We start from the raw sequence: 21,278 nt of genomic DNA, 5'->3' as shown, positions 1-21,278 counted from the left end.
CAGGCGGCCCAGAAGTGTGCCGCCGCCACGGCAGCCGCACCGGCTCGTGCGGGATCGGTTCCGGAACAGGCTCCCGGGGGGTGCGCAGCGCCCCGTGGATACCGTTGACGCGCCACGCGTCCTCGCTGGGCAGACCTGCTGCTCGGCCAGGCACCCGCCCGTACTCCCCCGCATGGCGATCAACCCTCCTCTTCAGGCTTGCGGTGGTCGTTGTTCGACCGGACTGCTCCGGTCGTGGTGGCGTCCGGTTCCGTCGCACGCGTGCGCGCGCTGCCGAGGCTGCGACTGCGACCGCCGGAGCTCGGGGATTCGGCAGCCGACGGGCCGGGGTGGGAACCGGCCGGCCTCCGCCGTCCGGCCATGGGCCTGGCCGCGCGAGGGGCGTCGCCCCCGTCGGCCGATCGCACACGGCGCCGTCGGCGCGTGCCCGTCCCCCTGCCCGCTTCGGCGCCCCGGTCGTCCGCGCCGGCGCTCGGTCCGTGCGTCGGGTCTTCCGTTGCCGGGAGCTCGGCCCGAGCCGTGGGCTTCCCCGCTGTCTTCTCCGCGTGCGGTTGTGAGCCCGTCTCCGCCGGCGTGCGCCTCGCGCGATCCGCAGGGTCCGCGCGCAGGCAGCGGCGGATCGCTTCCGGGTCGAGGCCTTCGTTGCAGGCCTGGTGCAGGAGCCGGGCGAACAGATAGTCGGGGTCCGCGCCCAGCGCCATGGCCAGCGCTTCACGGGCCTCCAACTCGTCACCTGTCGACCAGGCGACCCAGCCGGCCAGGGTCAGCGGGGCCGCGGCGTGTTCGCCGTAGGGTCCGACGCAGCGGCGGGCCAGGGCGCGCCAGAGCCGGAGGGCCGGGCCCGCCTCGTCGCCCTCCATCCACGCGGCCGCCCGGTCGCGGGTCGTGCGGTCCTGGAGCCCGAGGATCAGAGTCGCCGCCTCGTCGTGGGCGAGCAGGCGGTCGTCGCGCAGGTCCGCCGGATGCGTGCCGGACACCGGTGCCGCGGCGGCGAAGCGGTGGATGATCCGCTCAGCGAGGTCCAGGGTCTCCCCTGCCACGTCCGCGCGGGACGCCTCGTCGAGAATTCGGGGCACCAGAGTCATACCGGCCGCGTCCAGGGCGGTCTCCTGCTCCAGAGCCGCGGTCGTCTCCCAGGGCTGCAGCCTGGCACGCAACTCCCTGAGCGTGCCGCGCACTTGGATGCCTGCGTAGGTGGCCGCGGCGGCCAGCACGGAGGTGCCGGGAAGTCCCATGGGCGAGCCGTCCTCGGGGCAGCAGCTCTCGATCGGGCAGCAGTACGACCAGAATCGGCCGTCGGAGATGCACAGTGCCTCGATGACCGGCACGTCGAGGTCGCCGCACTGGGTACGCAGCAGGTGGGCCAGCCGCTCGAGCCGCCGTTTTACATCGCGGCCGGACTCGCCCGGGGCCGGTTCCTGGCAGACGTAGGCCACCATCTGTTCGGGCCGGGCGCCCCGCCGTTCGCTGCCGGTGACCAGCCCGTGGGCCAGCTGGCGTACGGCCGCCTCCCAGTCCTCCTCGTTCGCCGGGATGCCGAGCCGGGCCCGGCCGCCGAACCTGCCCCGGCCTTCACGGTCGTGCAGGGCCACCAGCACCATGCTGTCCTCCGGCCGGTAGCCGAGGAGATAGGGGAGGGCGTCGGCCAGCTCGGCCGGGGTGCGCAGGGTGACCTGCGTGTCGTGCGCGGACGGGCCGCTGAACGGCTCCTGTCCCGAGATGTCGCTGTTTTCGAAAGGTCCGGTGGTTTCGCTGTGATTCGCCATGCGCAGACGATCTCGCGGATCCTGCGATTCCGGTTGAGCCTGTGGACAAGTTGGATCAGGGACACGACAACGCTGGCCTGGCTGTCCACAGCCCGGGACAGTGGCCCGCCCGCTTGTCGGTCCCGTCCTGTTGTATGGGACGCATGGAGCACACGAGCAACGCGGATCTCCGGGCGCAGGCTGACGCCGTCCTCGCCCGGCTCGTCGGGGATGCCACGGGCGCGGCCCGGCTGCGCGAGGACCAGTGGCGGGCGATCGAGGCGCTGGTCGCCGAGCGGCGTCGGGCTCTGGTCGTGCAGCGCACGGGGTGGGGCAAGTCCGCGGTGTATTTCGTGGCGACCTCGTTGCTGCGGGCCAGAGGCAGCGGGCCCACGGTGATCGTCTCGCCCCTGCTCGCCCTCATGCGCAACCAGGTGGAGGCCGCGGCCCGGGCCGGCATCCACGCCCGCACCATCAATTCCTCCAACACCGAGGAGTGGGACGCCGTCCAGGCCGAGATCGCGGCCGGCCAGGTCGATGTCCTGCTCGTCAGCCCGGAGCGGCTGAACAACCCGGACTTCCGCGACCAGGTCCTGCCCAAGCTGTCCGCCGCGACCGGCCTGCTGGTCGTGGACGAGGCCCACTGCATCTCCGACTGGGGTCACGACTTCCGTCCGGACTACCGGCGGCTGCGCACCATGCTCGGCGACCTGCCGCCCGGTGTCCCCGTCCTGGCCACCACCGCCACGGCCAATGCCCGGGTGACCGCGGACGTCGCCGAGCAGCTGGGCACCGGCGGCACCTCGGACGCCCTGGTGCTGCGCGGGCCGCTGGACCGGGAGAGCCTCAGCCTCGGCGTACTGCGGCTGCCGGACGCCGCGCACCGGATGGCCTGGCTCGCCGACCACCTCGACGACCTGCCGGGCTCCGGCATCGTCTACACGCTCACCGTCGCCGCCGCCGAGGAGGTCACCGCGTTCCTGCGGCAGCGCGGGCACACCGTCGCCTCGTACACGGGAAAGACCGAGAACGCCGACCGTCAGCAGGCCGAGGACGATCTGCTCGCCAACCGGGTCAAGGCGCTGGTCGCCACCTCCGCGCTCGGTATGGGCTTCGACAAGCCGGATCTCGGTTTCGTGGTACACCTCGGTTCCCCTTCCTCCCCCATCGCCTACTACCAGCAGGTCGGCCGGGCGGGCCGCGGTGTCGAACACGCCGAGGTACTGCTGCTGCCGGGGAAGGAGGACGAGGCGATCTGGCAGTACTTCGCGTCGCTCGCCTTCCCCTCCGAGGAGCTTGTCCGGCGCACACTGGACGTCCTCGCCCGGGCGGACGGCCCCCTGTCGCTTCCCGCGCTGGAGCCCCTGGTCGAACTGCGCCGCTCCCGGCTGGAGACCATGCTGAAGGTCCTCGACGTGGACGGAGCGGTCCACCGCGTCAAGGGCGGCTGGATCGCCACCGGGCACCCCTGGTCGTACGACACCGAGCGCTACGCCTGGGTGGCCCGGCAGCGGGCGGCCGAGCAGGAGGCGATGCGCGCCTACGCGTCCACCACCGAGTGCCGGATGGAGTTCCTGCAGCGTCAGCTGGACGACGAGGGTGCCAAACCCTGCGGCCGCTGCGACAACTGCGCCGGCCCGCGCTTCACCGCCGACACGTCCACGGCGGCGGTGGACGCCGCGCGCAGCGACCTGGGCCGGGCCGGCGTCGAGGTGGAGCCCCGCCGCATGTGGCCGACGGGCCTGCCGGCCATCGGCATCGATCTCAAGGGGCGCATTCCGGCCGGTGAACAGGCCTCGTCGGGGCGGGCTCTGGGTCGACTGTCGGACATCGGCTGGGGCAACCGGCTGCGTCCGCTCCTCGCGCCGCAGGCACCGGACACCGCTGTGCCGGACGATGTGGCGCGGGCCGTGGTCGGCGTCCTGGCCGACTGGGCGAAGGGCCCCGGCGGCTGGACCTCCGGTGTGTCCGACGCCCAGGCGCGGCCGGTGGGCGTCGTCACCGTCGCCTCGCGCACCCGGCCCTTGCTGATCCACTCCCTGGGCGCCCGGATCGCCGAGGTCGGCCGGCTGCCGCTGCTCGGGTCCGTGGAGTACGCCGAGGACGTACCGTGGGTGTCGCGCAGCAACAGCGCGCAGCGGCTCAAGGCCCTCGACGGTGCGCTGACGGTACCGCCCGCCCTCGCCTCGGCGCTGACCGCGGCCGACGGCCCGGTGCTGCTGGTCGACGACTTCACGGAGACGGGCTGGACGCTCGCGGTCGCGGCACGTCTGCTCAGAAGGTCCGGCGCGCGGACGGTGTTGCCGCTGGTCCTGGCCGTCCAGGGCTGAGCGCGCACCCGCGGCGGCAGCCGTACGGGACACGGCCGGGCACCTCAGGCGTCATCGGGCTGAGCTTTGGGTAGGGATATAAGCCACGCACCAGCAGATAACAGTCGGTGGCCCCAATTGCTCGTTGCCGCATCCAAGTTCGGCAGGAAGAATTGAGGTCCGCTCCCCGCGCGGCTCGTCCGTGATCGGTCGGGCTCTGCTGCGGTGCGCGGTCCCTCGAATCCGACCTCGCCCGCAGTGTGGGCGCGTAGCCGAAGGGAGGAACGTGACCTTCGGATTCGCCTCGTCCTCGGCGGCCTCGTTGTCGACCTCCGCGTCCGCCGCTTCCGCCAGTCGCCTGCTCGAGCCGGCCGAATGGGCCGCCGCCGGAATCCCTCTGCTGCGCAACCCCCGTGAGGTCATCAGCGGGCTGCACGCCCGCCATCGGCCGAGGCCCTCCACGGCGATCGTGGCAGTGCTCGATCCGGACGAGCGGCTGTGCGCCAGCGCGTCGTTCACACGTCGGCCGGCCCCGGCCGACGGCTGGATGTTCCGTAACGCGCTGCTCGCGCAGTTGCGCCGGGTGATTCCGCACGACCTGAGACGCCGGACGCCGGTGCGCACCGCCATCCTCGTCTACTGCCGTGAGGGGGACGCGCATTGGACGGAGGAGGACGGCGCCTGGATGTGGGGCCTGCGTGACGCCTGCACCCTGCACGGGCTGAGGTGCGGGGCGTACATCACGCTGACCCACGACGGCTGGCAGGTGCTCGGCGAAGGACGCAGCGGCCGCCATCCCAACGCGGACTCCGCCCCCGAACCCTTCGCCACGTCCGAGACACCGCCGCTCGCGCCGCGCACCGGCGGCCCGGTCTCCGAGGTCCTGCGCCGCGTGGCGGCTCGCTGAAGGGCATGGCAGGAGGCCGGGGCTGCGCCCGACCGTCTTCCGGCCACCGCCCTGCCCGCACGGACGGACGGCGGGCCGGCCGGCCGCCCACCGCTCGGCCGCCCACCGCTCGGCCACCAGGACACCCACACCGCACCGTGCCGGGCCGGCCCGTGTTCCGAGGAACGCGAGGGCCGCCCGTCTGCGAAGCGAGGTGAGGGCCATGCGACGTGAGGCCGTACCGTGCCGGGGGCACACCGTGGTGCCGCGCCGGGCAAGCCGGCGCCCGCCCCACATCCGGATCCGGCAGCCGTGCGAGCCGTACTCGTGGTACGAGAAATACGAGAGCCTCGCCCCGAGTGCCCGCGGCCATGGCTCTGCGGACGGCGGCGTCACGGTCCGGCCACGGCAGGGCAGGCAAGCCGCGCGAGCCAGGGTCCCGCCTCCGCGCTGCAACCACTGCTCCGCGTCTGGCGTCTCGGCATACTGCCGGGAAGCCGTCCACGAGCGGTGGTCCGCCGGTCATGCGGGCATGCCACAGGCCACGCCGTGCGGATTCCACCGGGACGGTTCCCTTGTCACCCCGGTGCCCCGAGGTGCCGGACGAGGCTCAGACGCCTGCGCCCAGCACCGAGTTGATCTGCTGCGGGTCGCCGCAGACGATCAGCAGGGCACCGGCCCGGGTGTGGGCCAGCGGAAGAGCCGAGGCAGCGGCGGAGGCGGGGCCTCCGTTGACGGCCACGACGACCACGGGACGGGTCGCGGCGCGGGAGGCCACGGCGGCGTCCGCATAGAAGACGTCGTCACCGGCGTCGTGCTGCGCCCAGTAGGAAGCTTCACCGAAGGACAGCTCGTGCTCCGCCCACGGATGCTGGGACCCGGTGGTGATCACGAGCACGTCGCCCGGGGCACGACCCGAGTCCAGCAGCAGGTCCACCGCCTCCTCGGCGGCGTCGAGCGCACCCTCGGCCGAGGCCGGGATCAGCTGGATCTGCGGGGTGGCCGCCGGGGCGGCGGGAGCGGCCGGTCCGGACGGGCCCGGCTTGGCCGGAGCCCCGTCACGCGGCGTGCGCTGCACCGGCGGCACCGGCCGCGGAGGACCGGGACGACCGGGGCGGGACGGAGCCGCGGGGCGGGGGCCGGGTACGGGACGGGGGGTCGGCGCGGTACGGCCGCTGGCCGGAGTGGCGCGGGGACCCTGGGCACTCTCGTGAATCTGAGGCTCCTCGGGAATGAGAGGCATGAGCTGATATTTATCAAACGTTGGTGCGGCGCGGGTGACCGGGTGGCACATCAGTGCGGGCGGAACCGTCAGAAATCGAATCCGAGCTGACCCTCGATTTCCGGAACACTTCCGTCCGCCCAGCTGCGGACCTTCTTGAGGTGCCGCCACTGAGGCAACGCATCAAGATACGCCCACGACAAGCGGTGGAGCGGGGTGGGCCCCCACTCCTCCAGTGCGGCCTTGTGCACGGGCGACGGATACCCGACGTTGTCCGCAAATCCGAAGTCTGCATGGTCGACACCCAGTTCGGCCATCATTTTGTCGCGCTGAACCTTGGCGATCACCGACGCCGCCGCGACGGCCACACACGACTGATCGCCCTTGATCACCGTGCGCACCCTCCAGGGGGTGCCGAGGTAGTCGTGCTTCCCGTCGAGGATCACGGCGTCGGGGCGGACCGGCAGGGCGTCCAGGGCGCGGACCGCGGCGAGCCGCAGCGCGGCCGTCATCCCCAGGTCGTCGATCTCCTCGGGGGAAGCATGCCCCAGCGCATAGGCCGTCACCCACGCCCGCAGGACCTCCGCCAGTTCCGTGCGCCGCTTGATCGTCAGCAGCTTGGAGTCGGTCAGCCCCTCGGGCGGGCGGCGGAGTCCGGTGATCGCGGCACAGACGGTGACAGGCCCGGCCCAGGCGCCGCGCCCCACCTCGTCGACACCGGCAATGACCTTCGCTCCGGTCGTGGCGCGCAGGGAGCGCTCGACGGTGTGAGTAGGCGGTTCGTACGGCATGGCGCCCCTAGCGTACGCCGCCGGGGTCATCAGCCGACACCCCGGTCGCCCGACCGTCACACGGTTCCCGGGGGTGCGGGATCAGCTTCCGTGGGGCCGCAGCAGCGGGAGCATCAGCTGGTCGATCATCTCTTCGAGATCCCGATCGCACCATTCGCTGGCGCACATTTTCGAGCGGTACATCATCATGGCCGGGATGGCGTCGAAGACATAGCTGTTGGCCGCGTCCGGACGCACCTCGCCCCGTTCAATCCCTCGGGTGATGACCTCGCCCAGGAGCTTGACGGTCGGCTCCACCACTCCCCCGACGATCACCTCCTGGAAACGCTCCGCCTGGATCTGGTCGCATTCGTGAATCACCGAGCGCAGCGCCACACCGGGGGGTGAGTACATGATCTGCCGCACCTGCCGGCACAGGGCGAGGAGGTCCTCGCGCACGCCGCCGAGGTCCGGGGCCGTCTCGACGCGGGGCAGTCCGGCCACCAGGGCGTCCGCGACAAGGTCCTCCTTGGAGGGCCAGCGGCGATACACCGCCGCCTTGCCGGTCTGGGCGCCGGCGGCGACTCCTTCCATGGTCAGGCCCTTCCAGCCGACCTCACCGAGTTGCTCCAGCGCGGCTTCGAGGATCGCGCGTTCCAGCACCACGCCGCGCCGACGAGGGGAAGCCGCCCGAGCGGGAGCGGCCGTCCAGCGCGAGGTAACCATCTGTTTCTCTCCAACTGCAAGGGAAGCGGGGATTCCGGGGAAGGGTGGGCCGCGCCGCAGCAACAGGGGGGACGCGAGGCGGCACCTTTACTCAGGATCCATAGTGGCGGCCTCTCAGCTCCTTCAGGAACCAAAACCGGGCACGGCCCGCCGGGAGGGGCATCCCGGCATCGCACTCACCGTCATCGCGGCCCGCCAACTCATGGTGGTCCTGGACGCGACCGTTCCATCGCGCGTTTCACCGTCCCTGTCTTCGCCGTCGTCCGTGAGGAACAAGTGGGGTTCGACCACGCCCTCGACCAGCATGTCAGGCAGCGGCGGCTCTTTCGATGGTTCGGGCACCGGAAGGACCGGAAGGACCGGAATCGCCCGGAACCCCGCCAGCACCTCGGCCGGCCCCCGACTCACTCCCCGGTGCCCGATGACGGGCAGGACGGTGGTGGGCAAGGGCGGCGTGCTGAACGTCACCGCCGTTGACATCGGCTCGGGCATCTCGTGGACCGCGCGGACGCCCGGGGCCTCTTCGGCGAGGGTCGCGATCAGGGCAGCCAGGTCGATGTCCGCTGATGACCGGCGCACAACGCCCACCCGCGGCACGTGCCGGGCGACGTCCTGGGCCGTGGCCACCGCGGCGGTTGCCTGGGCGACCCGGCCGCCGATCTCGCCACCCCACGGCGCCACTTCAAGGTCAACCCCTTTAGAGAACGCTTGTGTTCACAAAGGCCGACTCGCTATCGTCCCGAGTAGTGAACGCATACGTTCACTAATTCGCCTCTGGGGGACATTCTGTGACGCACGATCAGATACAGACGCAGTCACCCGTACCCGCGCCACCGGGTCCGGCCTCACGCCCGTCACACCCAGGCATCGCGCTCATGGTCATCGCCGCGTGCCAGCTGATGGTGGTGCTCGATTCCACGATCGTCAACATTGCCCTGCCCCACATCCAGACCGCGCTGAACTTCTCCACGACCGACCTGACCTGGGTGGTCAGCGCCTACACCCTCACCTTCGGCGGCCTGCTGCTGCTCGGCGGGCGAGTCGGGGACATCCTCGGGCGCCGCAGGGTCTTCATCGCCGGCATCCTGCTCTTCACCTTCGCCTCCCTGCTCGGCGGACTCGCCCAGGAGCCCTGGCAGCTGCTGGCCGCACGAGTCCTGCAGGGAATGGGCGGAGCCATCGCATCACCCACCTCGCTCGCGCTCATCACCACCACGTTTCCCGAAGGCCCCGAGCGCAATAGGGCATTCGGCATCTTCGCCGCCGTCTCCGCGGGAGGCGGCGCCATCGGACTCCTGGCCGGCGGACTGCTCACCGACTGGCTCGACTGGCGCTGGGTGCTCTTCGTCAACGTACCCATCGGCATCCTCATCGCGGCACTCGCACCGCGCTACATCAACGAGTCCGAGCGCCACCCCGGCCGCTTCGACGTGACCGGCGCGCTCACCTCGACGCTCGGCATGGTCGCACTGGTCTACGGGTTCATCAGGGCCGCATCCGACGGCTGGCGGGACTCGCTGACGCTCGGCGCGTTCGGCGCGGCCGTGGTACTCCTCGCCGCCTTCATGTTCGTCGAAAGCCGCGCCAGGGAACCGATCACCCCCCTGCGGATGTTCGCCGACCGCAACCGCTCGGGCACATACGTGATCATGATCAGCCTCGCGGCAGCGATGTTCGGCATGTTCTTCTACATCGTGCTGTTCGTGCAGAACGTGCTGGGCTACTCCCCCACCCGCGCCGGCCTGGCCTTCCTGCCCGTCACCGTGGTCATCGCGGCGGGCGCGGGGGTATCACAGCGGCTGCTGCCGGTGCTCGGCCCCAAGCCGTTCCTGATGACCGGAACCATCCTCGTCGCCGTCGGCCTGGCCTGGCAGTCCATGGTCGACTCGGGTAGCTCGTACGTCGGCGGGGTGCTCGGCCCGATGCTGGTCTTCGGCTTCGGCATGGGACTCAACTTCGTCACCGTCACCGTCACCGCCGTATCCGGCGTCGCCCCCCACGAGGCGGGCGCTGCATCCGCGCTTCTCAACGCGACACAGCAGGTGGGTGGTTCGCTCGGGCTGTCCATCCTCACCACCGTCTTCGGCTCGGCCAGCCGCGACGAGGCGACCAGGCAAGCCGCGTCGTTCCTGGCCCGGGCCACGCCGGAGCAGAAGGCCGCGTTCGCCAAGTCCCATCAGCTTCCCGCCCCGTGGAGCCACGAAGTCCTCGCCCACGGGATCTCCACTGCCTTCGTCCCGGCCGCCGCCATGGCCGTCCTCGCGTTCGTCGTCGCCGCAGTCGTCATACGCGTCCGCAAGAGCGACTTGCAAGCCCTCAGCGGCGCGGGCGGCGGCCCGGCCGTGTGACCCCGCGCGTCCCCCGATCTCGGCGTCCGTAACCGATCGAACCGCCCGCCACGGGTACGTCGGCCTACGGACGCCGTGCGCCGCCCCCCTGACCGGCTCCCGCCGTCGCACCGTGACCCCAATTGGCGCCCTGGCAAGGCCCGTTGCAACGCCACCGGTGACCTGGAGCCAGGGAAAGCCCGGGGCTATGGTTACTGGGCATGGGGTCAGGAGAGCCGCCCGAGGGCGAGAACCCTCACAGCCACAACCCCCGCCGGCAGCCGAGGTGGCCGCGGCCGTCGAGCGGCGGGGACGGTGGGAACCGGGCAAAGGCCGTTGCGATCGCTGCGGTCACGACCGTGGTCGTAGCCGCCTGCGTCACCGGCTCGCTGATCCTGGGCGGCTTCAAGGGCGACAACGCCGACGGCGGCAGCAGGAACACGAAGGCGCCCGCGAGTGCCCCGCGGAGCCCGACGGCCTCGGCTCCGACGTCCAAGAACCCACGCGGCAGCACGACCCAGAGACCCACCGTCCCGGGCTGGAAGGTCGTCATCAACCCCGAGTGGGGCACGGCCTTCGACGTGCCGCCGGACTGGGACGTCAAACCGTCGAACCTGTTGTTCGGCTTCGAGAACAGCAAGCTCGACTACAACGACCCGAAGAACGCGGGCGAGTTCGTCATCATGATGGGCGCACCGGCGGTCCTCCAGGAGGACTGGTGCCTGTCCGACGCCGACAAGGACGGACGCGTGGACGGCACAGCGCTGGCGGTGGCGGGCACCAAGGGCGCCGAGGGTGCCCGGAGCACCGCTGACGCCGCCCTGAGCCAGTCGGTCCAGTGGGTGTACGGCGGTTACACGCAGCCCGACAGGAAGAGCATCGTCTCCGACAGGACGGCGAGGCCTTACACGACCACGTCCGGTCTCAAGGGCAGCATCGCCTGGGCCCGGTCCAAGAACGCGCCCAGGAATGACAAGTGCACGAGCGACGGGAAGGCCATCACCTTCAGCTTCAAGGACTCCGCGGGTGGCCTCGTCGCATGGAGCCTCCTCGGCGCCACGGGCGTGCGGGGCGAGCTGCCGGACCGGACGATCATGAAGATCCTCAGCACGGTCCGCCTCCACGGGAAGCCGACGGAATCCTGAACCGTCACCGGCGACGGCCGTTCCCCGATGAGTACAGTGGGAACGGCGACGACGGGGGCGGACGCACATGGAGAGGCAGACGGGGTCGGGCGGTGGGCCGCAGATCACCAACACCGCGGTCGACTGCACCGCCGATTACCTGATCCAGATCGGGATCCTGCACGGCGACATCATCGTCCACTCGCCGGTGGACACGCCCGTTGGCGACACCCCGCTGGCCGCGGCCGAGCAGGAACTCGCGCGCAGCCTCCTGCGCCGCTGGCGGGCCGAGGCCGACGCCTGGGACATGACCGACCCGCAGCCGCTGCCCGTGCGCTGGACGCCCAGCCGCCGGGTGGTGTCCGCCGGAGAGTACATCCCGGCGGGTTCCGGGACGGACACCATCGCCGGGACGTTCCTGAGACTCAGCCCCCGGCGGCGGCTGGTCGTGCTCGGCACCGCGGGGTCCGGCAAGACCGTCCTGTCCGTCCTGCTCACCCTCGAACTGCTCGCCCGCCGGCTCACCCAGGGCGAGCACGAGGTACCGATCCCGCTCGTACTGTCGCTGGAGTCCTGGGACACCCGGCGGCAGTCGCTGACCGAGTGGCTCGTGGACCGGCTGCACCGGGACCACCCGGGTCTGCCGCCCGTGGACGGCGTCCACCCGGGCCGCCGGCTGGTCCTTGACCGGCGGGTGCTGCCCGTCCTCGACGGCCTCGACGAACTCCCCGCGCACCGCCGCGCCGAGGTCCTCGACGCTCTCAACACGGGCCTCGGCGGCGACGGGGACGCCGTACTCGTCTCCCGCTCGGCGGAGTACGCCGACCTGGACGGGAAGGGCAAGGGCCTGCGGCACGCCACCGTCATCGAGTCGCTGCCGCTGCGCCCGGAGGAGGTGGCGGACTACCTCCGCAGAGCCCGGCCGCCGGCCCGCGCCGCCGCCTGGGCCGGCCTGCTGAGCACCCTGCGCAACCAACCCTCCGCACCGGTCTCGTGGGCCCTGACCAGTCCCCTGATGGTGTGGCTGGTGCGCCGCTCGTACGAGCAACCGACGGCCGATCCGGACGAGTTGACGGAGCGGGAGCGCTTCCCCACGCGGGAGGCCGTCGAGGCGCACCTGCTCGACCGGATCGTGCCCGCCGCTTTCCCGGCGCGGCCGCCGGACCCCGGCCGGCTGCACCCGCCCCGCGCCTGGGACGCCGAACGGGCCGGCGCCTGGCTGTCGTACCTGGCGCTGCTGCTCAGCCGCCGGGGGGAGTCCGAGCTCGCCTGGTGGCGGTTGTACGCGGCGCCGCTGCCCCGGCTGCTCGCGGTGCCCGCGCTGCTGTCGGCCGGCATCCTGCTGTCCTTGGTCATCAGGGCGGGCATGTCCGGCTATGCGGCGGACTCCCCGGTGGGCCAAGTCGGCGTGACGATGGACGTGTCGTTCGGGGCCATTCTGGCGGCGCTCGCGCGGTCCGTCACCGCGGGCTGGTTCGGCCAGCGGCTCGCCGAGCCGCGCCGCAGCGCCAACCCGCTGCTGTTCATCCACGCCCTGCGCTCCGTCGACCGGCACGCGCGGGTCGGCCCACGAGTCCGTCTCGCGGCGCTCACGGGCGGTCCCGCTCTCGTCGTCCTCCTCCTCGCGCTGTACCTGTCCGGGGCGCGGGACCCGGGCCTGGTCGCGCTGGCGATCGGAACCGTGCTGCCGATCCTGCTGATGATCGTGTACGCGGCACCCGCCGACACCGTGGACGCCGCCACCCCCGGGGAACTCCTGCGCGGCGAACAGACCGCGCTCGTCACGACGCTGACGCTGGTGGCTCCCCTCATCGGGGTCGGTGCCGGTTCGTTCTTCTGGCTCGACTCGCAGGGTTCGGGCAACTGGTGGCCCGCGTTCGCGGCCTGGGCCGGTGCCTCCGCGATGTTCGTGCTGCTCAGCCCGTGGAGCCGCTGGTTCCTCGCCAAGTGCTCCCTGGCGGCGACCGGGCGGGTGCCCTGGACGTTCATGACCTTCCTCGGGGACGCGCGGACGGCGGGCCTGCTGCAACTGTCGGGCGGCACGTACCGGTTCCGCAACCACAGGCTCCAGGAGCACTTGGCGGCGCGGCTCGCTCGGGAGCGGGGCTCGGCGGCCGCCCCCGAGCCGCCGCGCGTCCCCACGCTCGCGGACCCCCGGCACTTCACGGTGGAGAGCACGACGGACCATTACCGCCTCCGCGGCCGCTCCCGCAGGGTGCCGCTGGCCCACTGGGCGGCGCTGGGCTCCATCATGGCCGTCTTCCTCGTGCGCTTCTCCGTGTCCGGCCAGTGGCGGCAGGCCATCTACTGGTTGCCGCTGCTGTTCTTTCCCTTCCTCGGCGTCCTGATCACGGTGATCGGCCTCCTCATGCCGCGTCAGCGGATCGAGCTGGAGCTGACCCGGGACGGCGTCACCTCGGTCACCGGACGCAGGCGGCGCTCCTACGCCTGGCGACACGTGGAGGAGATCACGGTGCGCCGGGCGGTCTCCCGGGGCCGGGACGCGGGCTTCTACGCGCTCCAGGTCCGGCTGGCCCCCGACGCCCCGCGCCCACCGCGTCGCTCCCGCATGGGCGACGGCTGGTACTTCGTGCTGTCGCTCGGTCTGACCGGGCACGTCGACGACCGGCTGGGTGCGGCCCTGGCCGACTTCGCCGGGCCGCGCTGGACGCACTGAGGCCCTCAGCAGGCTGACGCCCTCAGCAGAGCGACTCGGTGCCTCCGGCGGCCGTGAGCAGGGCCAGGCAGCGGGACGTCACCGTGGTCCCGTCCTCGGTTGCGTCGACGGCGTAGGCGACCGGGGCGCGGCCCTCGGCGCCGCTCGGCGCCGTGATCCGCCAGCCCGCCTCGTAGGTGTCCTCTGCCCGCAGCACCCGGGGCGGGCGTCCCACGAGCGCGGCGTGCCAGCCCGCGGGCAGCAGGGGCGGCCGTACGACGATGGCGAGGTCGCGGGCGGTGGCGTTCTCGATGCGGAGCCGGCCACCGTCCGCCGGGTGCAGGCGCAGGGCGTCGGAGCTGGTCCAGCGGATGTTGAACTCGCGCAGGCGCAGCTTCTTCTCCCGACTCTCGTCACGCAGGGAGTCGAGACCGATGCGGACGGAGTCGACGGTGTGCCGGTAGGGGAAGTCGTAGCCGTACGTCTTGCCGTCGCTTCCCGTCCTGGCGGCGCGCCACTCGTAGGAGTCGTCGGCCGAGACGGTACTGGCACCGACCTGCCCCTCCACGCTGACCCCCGGCGACGAATACGCCCCGATGGTGTCCGGGTCGAAGTCCACCGAGACCCTGCTCAGCGGCAGTGGCATCCCGAAGTCGACGCGCAGCCAGTTGTCCGGGTGCGGGGAGCCGCTGACCGACCAGTACCCGTCGTGCCCGGGCAGCGCCGCCGAGGGCGGATGCCCCGGGTCCGCGTAACTGACGCTGAGCCTCGGCCAGTCCCGGGTCGCGAAGGCCATGAGGTCGACCTGGTGGACCGAATCCCGCAGCGGATGCCGCCACTTGTCGTAGGCGGAGGGCAGACCGAGGAACGCCCTCGGTGGCAGGGCGCCCGCCTGCAGGAGGACCAGGACGATCGGCACGGCGAGGAAACCGGCGAGGTGGGTGGCCAGGAGGCTGTGCCGGGCCACACGGTGGCGTGGCAGCCGGGCGGCGGCACCTGTGGGGCGGCGCGCGGGCGGTGGGGTGATGCTCCCGCCCGGGGCCGGGGTGCCGTCCGTCCCGGCCAGCCACTGCGAGATCCCGGCGAGAGCGGAGGCCGGGACGCAGCGCACCGGGATGCCGGTGGCGTCGAGGGCGCGCAGCAGATGGCCGCCGTCGGCCGCTTCCAGCTCGGCGCGTACGGCCGTGTCGTCGCCCTGCCGGGCCCGGGTGTACAGCAGCGCGAGACGGCGTGGGCGTCGGCGCGCGGGCAGGGCGCTCACGACGTGCAGGACACGGGTGACGGCGTGCACGGCGACGCTGTGCGCGGCCGGGTCGTCCACCACCAGCAGCAGTCCGTCGGCCCGGCCCAGCACCTCCAGCCGGGCGACCGACTCCTGACTGCGGTACGCGTCACCGGCCGGGTCGTACCAGAGCAGGGGCGTCCGGCCCGAGCGCACCAGCGGCGGTTCACTCCCGGGCGAGGCGCCCAGCTCGGTCAGGCCCTGCCGGTGGACACCGGTGCGCTGCTCGCGCGGGCCGCCGACGAGCACCACGACCCGGGCCCGCTCGTATCCGGCGGGCAGTGGGTTCTCGCAGTGCGGGCAGCGCGCGTCCAGGCGGCGGGCGCCGAGAACGGCCGGCAGGCGGGTGCCGCAGCGGCAGCGGTGGTACAGCGCGCCGTACCGGTTCGGGGTCAGCGCACCGTGCCCGGCGCCGCAGCGGGGGCACAGGCGTACGGGCCGCACGACGGTGCGTCCACAGTGCGTGTACGGGCACGGCGCCGGCCCGCGGCGCAGTGCGCGTCCCGTCCGTTCGACCGCGGCCCACATCACCCACCACAGCGTCCACAGCGCGCAGCACAGGGCCCAGAACAGGAGCGAGAACAGCAGCGGGAGGATGCTCAGCGCGGTCGCGGTCAGGATGACGGCGGTCATCGTGGCCACGAGGACCGGGGCCACGACGACCACCAGGAAGCGCTGTCCGCGGGTCACGCTCTGCGGCGAGGGCTCGAGTCCTCTCACACAGCGGTCCAGGAACCGCTCGGCATCGCTCACCAGCCGTGTGTGTTCGTCGAGACCGTCCCACCAGGCCGCGCGCAGGTCGCGCAGCGCGGTGACGCGGAAGTAGGCGGGGGCGGCCGGTTCGCCGTCCGGGGCGGCTGCGGCGCCGGCGGCCGGGCCGAACGTCCGCCAGACGATGCCCAGTTGGGACAGGACGAGACGTGGCAGGGTCACGCACACGCCATGGCCGACGATCAGGGCGACCAGCAGGGTGACCATCAGGAGGAGAACGACGGGGTTGGCCACGGCTCACTCCTTCTCCCGCGCGGATCCGCGCCGCCACGGCAGCCGTGGCCCCCGTTCCCGCTCGGGTTCCGGCTCCTCGGCCCGCACGAGGTCGCGCAGGGCCTCGTAGGTCTCCGTCTCCTCCCACAGCCCCCGCCGGTACAGCCGCAGGATCCTCAGGCCGGCCCGGCGCGGCTCTTCGGGCGCCCGGCGCAGCACGTGCAGCGCGGTGCCGGGAGCCTCGGCGAGCACGTCCGGTACCCCGCCCGGTGCTCCGTCGGCGAGGAAGGCGAGGAAGGCACACGCCTGGGCGTCCAGTACCTCGGCCCGCGACTCGGCGGCGGCCTCGAGCGCGGTGAGCAGCCCCGCCAGGACGGCGCCCCGGTAGGGCTCGGGCAGCGGCGCGAGCGCGGCCCGTAGGTCGCCGAGTGGTGCCGTCAGGGTGGCGAGGTGGCGTTCGGCCGCGTTCCGAACACGCTCGGGCGGGACACCCGCCGCCTGTGGCCGCAGCTCCGCCAGCGCCCGTACGAAACCCACGAGCCCCGAGGGGGCGGACGTCGCCTGGACCAGGTCCCCGGCGGTGCCCTCCGGCGCGAGCAGTGCGCACGCGGACCGCAGCCGCCGCACTCCCGCCCCGGCGCCCTCGTCCGGAGCCGCGTCCCACAGCTCGGCCACCGTGTCCACCACGTCCAGCCGCCCGCTGCCCCACGCGCCCGCGAGGAAGCGCGCCGTCGCGCACGGCTCCGGGTCTCCGTCCTCCCTCAGCCCGTCGAGATCGAACACCGGGGCCGGCGCCCGCTCCCCCGTCTCCGGCCGTGTTCCCGTCAGATGACGGTGGTCGTCCTCCGGCCGTGCCGTGTACGTCGTGAACGTCAGTCGGGCGGCCAGGCCCGCCGGGAGGGTGTAGGAGACCGCGGCGATCCAGTCGACGACACGTTCCGGGTCCGCGGAGGCCAGGGTCGCGCCCGTGCCCTCGCCGGCGAGCGCCCGCAGGGCCACGGCGAGCAGCCGCTCCAGGAGGCGGACTCCCGCTTCACCGGTGGCGTCCAGCAGCCGTCGGACCCGGTCGGGCCCGACGGCACTGCCGGGCACGAGTTCGGCCAGGTCGGGCAGGACGTGGCCGTCGTCGGGCGCGGGGGACGGTGCCCACTGCGGGGTGTCCCACAGCTCGACGGGGCGCAGGCCCGCCAGTTCGCCGGGGCCGGCGCAGAGGGCGTGGCAGAAGTGGTTGCCCAGGCGCCCGGTGTAGTCCCGGCCGGTGAAGCGGGTACGGGTCAGTACGGCCGTGTCGTCGTCGGGGCGGTCGTAGGCGAACGCCATGGGATATCCGGCAGGTGGGACGGCGCCCGGCGGGGGCGTGTACCCCGTCAGGGGGCGCAGGAGGCCGAGCGCGGGGCGGGCCGCCGGGGAGACGGCGGTGAAGCGGAACCCGCCGTGGCGGTCGGCGGCCGACGGCGGGGCGGAGGTGTAGTGAGCCTGCCCGGCCATGCCGGTCACCCCCGTCCCCGGTCGAGGGCGCCGAAGCGGTGCAGCAGCCACATCAGGGGGTCCTCCACGCGGTGCGGCCGTACGACGCCGCCGTGGCCGAGGCCGCCGCCGCGCTGTGGCGCGGTGCCGAGTGTGGAGAGGGCGAACAGTTGGTAGTCCGTGCAGAACCGGCGCAGCCGCGCGTCGAGTTGGTGTTCCTGCCAGCGGTTCAGCAGGGCCTGGAGTTCGGCGTGGACGGCGGCGCGGTCGTCGGCGTCGAAGACGGGCCCGGGGCGGCGGGTGCGGTGCAGGGCGGAGTTGTCCGGCAGGTGGGGCCACAGCAGGTCGGCCTTGGTGAGGGCGACGGCGACCGGCACGGTCACCTTCCCGCCGCCGCCCAGGTGGCCGAGCACCCGCGCCAGTACCTCGCCGGACCGGCCCGGCACCCCGTCCCCCTCCTTCAGGGGGGCGCCGGGCAGGTCCTGCGGGTCGACGAGGACGACGACGGCGTCGGCCGAGGTGAGGTAGCGCAGTTGGGTGTCCATGCGGTCCCGTGAGGTGAAGTGCTCGCCCGCGGTGTCGAGGAACACCAGGGTCAGCACCTGCTCGCGGGCGCGCCCGAAGCGGCCCCGCCGGGTGCGGCCGAGGCGGTGCACCAGGGGTCGGCCGCCGTCGTGCTCGGCGGTCTTGGGGACGGTGTGCTGCTCCTCGTACAGGTGCCGCTCGTACCGTTCGTGGTAGTCGGTCATGGTGTCGTCGTCGCAGGGCAGCAGGGCCGCGTCGAGTTCGGCGCCGAGGCGGTGCAGCAACTCGTGCACGAGGACGGCGATGTAGGTGCTCTTGCCCGAGCTGACGGGGCCCGCGAGCGCCACCAGTTTCCCGGGGGTGCGCAGATAGCCCTCCGGCAGCCGGCCCCCGCAGGCCGTGCAGCGCAGCCGGGTGGCGGTGCGGCCGCAGGTGCGGCACACCGCCGAACCGGTCCGGGGGTCGGCGGACATCAGGCCCTTGCCCTCGGCGCAGGCGGCGGTGCCGCTCGCGCAGACGTACGCGATCTGCGTCCGGGTGACGTTCCGGAAGCAGTGCGGGCACACCCAGGTGCGGCGGCGCGTCGGTCTCATGTCCCCTGCCCCTAGGTGATCTCGAGCGTGTGGTGCGGCGGGTCCCGCAGGACGAGCCCCTCACCGACGGCGAAGCAGCGCAGCCAGCCGCCCGGGCCGCGGGGCAGCCGCGCCGACAGCCGCACGTCCCGCCCCGGGCCGAGCTCCGCCTCGGCGAGATCCGCGAGGACGTCCCCGTCGGCGGGCTCCAGCGGCCAGACCGGGCCGTGGGAGCGCACCAGCAGCAGGCGCTCGGCCCGTACGGGGGCGGGCGCGGTGAACACGGCGGTGACCGTGCGCCGTCCGGGCATGCCGTGCCGCTGAAGCCGGTAGCCGACGTCGGTGCGCGCGGGCAGCACCGCCGTGCTCGGCGGGCCGTACGTGCGCAGCCCGCCGAGCACGGCCACCGGCCGCACCTCGACCTCCACGCCGGCGCCGTCCGCGACGGGCAGCCGTACGCCCGCCTCGTGCCGGTAGGCGGACCGGCCGACGGTGCGCCGACGCTCGTCCTGCTCGCCGGGGGTCCGCCAGGTGACCTCGACCTCGTCGCCGGCGTCGGGCGGCCAGTCGAGGACGACGGCCACGCCCGTGCCGCCGTGCCGGGTGAGGGTGAGGGCGCCGAGCGACCGCACGGCGGCGACCGCGTGCGCTCCGGTGACGGCACGTTCCCCGGCGACGGTGACCGCCAGCACCACCGTGGGCCGGTCCGGCGGCGGGAACCGCAGCCCCTCGGGGGCGGGCCGGGCCGTGATCGGCCGCCCGGGCAGTTCCGCCGTGCGCAGCCGGGTGCCGGGCGGCCACGGGGGTTCGTCGCCGAAGCCGTACAGGCGCACCTCGCCGCCGGGCGGCGGGTCGAAGGAGGCCAGGAGGTCGCCGTCCACGCGGCGGATCTCCAGGTCCGTGACGGGCTCGGGCGGCCCGAGGGGTGTGGCGGTGAGCGAGACGCCGCCCGTGCGCACGGGCCGCCCGTCGTCGGTGTGGTAGACGACCCGGATGCGGTAGCGGTACGTCGTGCCGTTGGTGAGCCCGCCGTCCGTGAAGCCGTCGGGGCGGGCCGCGACCCGCACGTCCTCGCCGTCCGGCCCGGCGCGGACGACCTCGACGGACCGGGTCTGCGCCGGACGGGTCCACGCGGCGGTGATCACGCGGTCCTCGGGGCGCAGTTGCACGCCGCTGACGTCGGGCCAGTACGTGACGGGTCCGCACACCGCGAGCGGCGAGGGCCCACTGTCGGGTTCGGCGGCCCGGCGCACGGCGACCGCGTAGTACAGCGGGACACAGGCGGGTGCCGAGCGGTCCACGAACGAGGTGGCCCGCGGCGACGGCAGCGGCAGCCCGGTTCCGTCGGCCGGGTCGTACGGCGGGCGGCGTTCGGTGCGCAGCAGCACGTACTCGGGCTCGCCCGCCGTGGACGGGCTGGGCCGCCACGTCAGGGCGACGCCCGTGCCGTCGGGCGTGGCCGTCAGGCCGGAGACCGGGCGGACCGCGAGGGCCCGGCGCACGGCGTCGGCGCCCGGCACGTCGCGGGCTACGGCCTCCGCCTGCTCCAGCAGTTCCCAGGCCAGGTCGGCCTCGCGGGCCGGCAGCCTCCGGGCGCGGTCGACCAGGGCGCGGGCCTCGGCCAGTTTCCCTCGCACGTGGGCGGCCAGGCTGCGGACGTCCTCGGGCAGGGCGTCGGCGGGCAGGCGGTCGGCGACGGCCGCCGCCTCGGCGAGCCGCCCGTCCGCGGTCAGCCTCCGCAGCCGTCCCGCCAGGGGGTTCCCGGCCTCCTCGTGAAGCACCGCGAACACCAGCCGCCGCGCGTCCGGTGCGGCGATCGACAACTCCCCGGTTGCATGGGCGAGAAGGGTGGCCGGGGTGGCGCGTGCGGCGAGCCTCTCCCGCAGCGGCACCGCCACCTCGTACAACCGCACCTGCGCGAGGCCCTCGGCGCCCTGGTCGGCCAGTACCCGGCGCACGGCGGCGCCGACGGCCTGGGCGGCCGTGTGCGCGGCACTGTGCGGCAGCCGACCCCAGCGGCGGGCCGCCTCCTCCACGGCCGCGGCCTCGACGGGCGGCGCGTCGAAGAGGCGTACGGCCTGCGGGGTGCGGCCCCCCGGGGTGCCGGTCGTGAGGAAGTCGTCGAGGTGGCGCAGGCGCAGCACCTCCAGGTGGCGGGCGCAGCGGGCGTAGGCGGGGTGCGGCACGTCCCGGGGCAGCGGGTCCGGTTCGGCGATGCGCAGCCCGAGTCCGGGCAGCAGGTCCCGTGCCTGCGCCTCGCTCACCCGGTGTGCCGCGGCGGCTTCCGCGACGGTGGCCTCCGCGAGCAGGCCGAGCCCGCCCGCGGCCTCCTGGAGGGTCGCGCCCAGGGCAGCCTGCCCGGACTCGGCGTGCCGGTCGTGCTCGGCCAGGGCCGCCCGCAGCGGGCCCAGGTCGCCGCCGGCCGCGGCGTCGAACAGCGGCCGGTGGATGAGGTGCCCGGCCTCGAGCTCCTCGATGACCGGGCGGTACTTGAGGCGGGCGCGGTTGCGGCGCCAGCAGGCGCGTGCCGCGGCGACCGTCTCGGTGACCGCGGGCCCGTCCAGGCGCCGCGGCAACTGGTAGCGGATGCGCAGGTCGTCGGTCACCGGCAGTCCGGCGTCGAGCACCTCGCGCCGGTAGCGCGGCTCGTCGAACGGCACGGCGTGGTCCCCCGTCCTTCCCC

The 21,278-nt window shown here is 73.5% G+C and carries 14 protein-coding genes; 5 read left to right on the top strand and 9 right to left on the bottom strand.

Going from position 1 to position 21,278, the window contains the following annotated elements; translation table 11 throughout:
- Positions 1–179: 179 nt before the first annotated feature.
- On the bottom strand, positions 180–1,766 hold the full coding sequence (locus tag ACWDEN_RS32950; protein ID WP_351612403.1) for a DUF4192 domain-containing protein: 1,587 nt from the start codon (positions 1,764–1,766) through the stop codon (positions 180–182).
- 143 nt (positions 1,767–1,909) lie between these two features.
- Here ACWDEN_RS32950 and ACWDEN_RS32945 point away from each other — a divergent pair, with 143 nt between their 5' ends.
- Positions 1,910–4,075 carry a RecQ family ATP-dependent DNA helicase gene (locus tag ACWDEN_RS32945; RefSeq protein WP_450861483.1) on the top strand — a complete coding sequence of 722 codons (2,166 nt, stop codon included), beginning with the start codon at positions 1,910–1,912 and terminating at the stop codon, positions 4,073–4,075.
- A 265-nt stretch (positions 4,076–4,340) separates the two neighbouring features.
- Entirely contained in the window at positions 4,341–4,961 is a 621-nt protein-coding gene (locus tag ACWDEN_RS32940) for a hypothetical protein (RefSeq protein ID WP_450861481.1), read from the top strand.
- A gap of 589 nt (positions 4,962–5,550) precedes the next feature.
- Here the strand turns inward: ACWDEN_RS32940 and ACWDEN_RS32935 are convergent.
- The 4 genes from ACWDEN_RS32935 to ACWDEN_RS32920 all read right to left on the bottom strand — a co-directional run bounded on the left by ACWDEN_RS32935 (position 5,551) and on the right by ACWDEN_RS32920 (position 8,339).
- Positions 5,551–6,183 carry a hypothetical protein gene (locus tag ACWDEN_RS32935; protein WP_450861479.1) on the bottom strand — a complete coding sequence of 211 codons (633 nt, stop codon included), beginning with the start codon at positions 6,181–6,183 and terminating at the stop codon, positions 5,551–5,553.
- A gap of 68 nt (positions 6,184–6,251) precedes the next feature.
- The gene (locus tag ACWDEN_RS32930) at positions 6,252–6,953 is read right to left on the bottom strand and encodes a ribonuclease HII (RefSeq protein WP_450861477.1); all 702 of its coding nucleotides are present in this window, start codon (positions 6,951–6,953) and stop codon (positions 6,252–6,254) included.
- A gap of 81 nt (positions 6,954–7,034) precedes the next feature.
- Positions 7,035–7,658, bottom strand: a complete 624-nt coding sequence (locus tag ACWDEN_RS32925; protein WP_450861475.1) for a TetR/AcrR family transcriptional regulator — start codon at positions 7,656–7,658, stop codon at positions 7,035–7,037.
- 123 nt (positions 7,659–7,781) lie between these two features.
- On the bottom strand, positions 7,782–8,339 hold the full coding sequence (locus tag ACWDEN_RS32920; protein WP_450861473.1) for a hypothetical protein: 558 nt from the start codon (positions 8,337–8,339) through the stop codon (positions 7,782–7,784).
- A 194-nt stretch (positions 8,340–8,533) separates the two neighbouring features.
- Here ACWDEN_RS32920 and ACWDEN_RS32915 point away from each other — a divergent pair, with 194 nt between their 5' ends.
- The 3 genes from ACWDEN_RS32915 (at position 8,534) to ACWDEN_RS32905 (ending at position 13,786) form a co-directional block, all read left to right on the top strand.
- Positions 8,534–10,006 (top strand): MFS transporter, encoded by a 1,473-nt coding sequence (locus ACWDEN_RS32915; RefSeq protein ID WP_351612423.1) that lies wholly within the window; start codon positions 8,534–8,536, stop codon positions 10,004–10,006.
- A gap of 338 nt (positions 10,007–10,344) precedes the next feature.
- The gene (locus ACWDEN_RS32910) at positions 10,345–11,130 is read left to right on the top strand and encodes a hypothetical protein (protein ID WP_450861471.1); all 786 of its coding nucleotides are present in this window, start codon (positions 10,345–10,347) and stop codon (positions 11,128–11,130) included.
- Between the two features lie 67 nt (positions 11,131–11,197).
- Positions 11,198–13,786, top strand: coding sequence for an NACHT domain-containing protein (locus ACWDEN_RS32905; protein ID WP_450861469.1), 2,589 nt, complete (start codon positions 11,198–11,200; stop codon positions 13,784–13,786).
- Between the two features lie 22 nt (positions 13,787–13,808).
- Here the strand turns inward: ACWDEN_RS32905 and ACWDEN_RS32900 are convergent, their stop codons facing one another.
- From ACWDEN_RS32900 to ACWDEN_RS32885, 4 genes are read right to left on the bottom strand one after another with little or no spacing between them, the layout of a single operon-like run.
- Positions 13,809–16,052, bottom strand: a complete 2,244-nt coding sequence (locus ACWDEN_RS32900; protein WP_450861468.1) for a discoidin domain-containing protein — start codon at positions 16,050–16,052, stop codon at positions 13,809–13,811.
- Between the two features lie 3 nt (positions 16,053–16,055).
- On the bottom strand, positions 16,056–17,519 hold the full coding sequence (locus ACWDEN_RS32895; RefSeq protein ID WP_450861466.1) for a GAP1-N2 domain-containing protein: 1,464 nt from the start codon (positions 17,517–17,519) through the stop codon (positions 16,056–16,058).
- A gap of 5 nt (positions 17,520–17,524) precedes the next feature.
- A complete protein-coding gene (locus tag ACWDEN_RS32890; RefSeq protein ID WP_450861464.1) occupies positions 17,525–18,616 on the bottom strand; it encodes a TRAFAC clade GTPase domain-containing protein in 1,092 nt (363 codons plus the stop codon).
- An 11-nt stretch (positions 18,617–18,627) separates the two neighbouring features.
- Positions 18,628–21,255: a hypothetical protein gene (locus ACWDEN_RS32885; protein ID WP_450861462.1), complete on the bottom strand. Its 2,628-nt coding sequence runs from the start codon at positions 21,253–21,255 to the stop codon at positions 18,628–18,630.
- Positions 21,256–21,278 lie beyond the last annotated feature (23 nt).

The organism is Streptomyces sp. NPDC001153, from assembly GCF_053598315.1.
The sequence above is the reverse complement of the archived record's forward strand: the minus strand, read 5'-3'. Positions and strand labels throughout refer to the sequence as shown.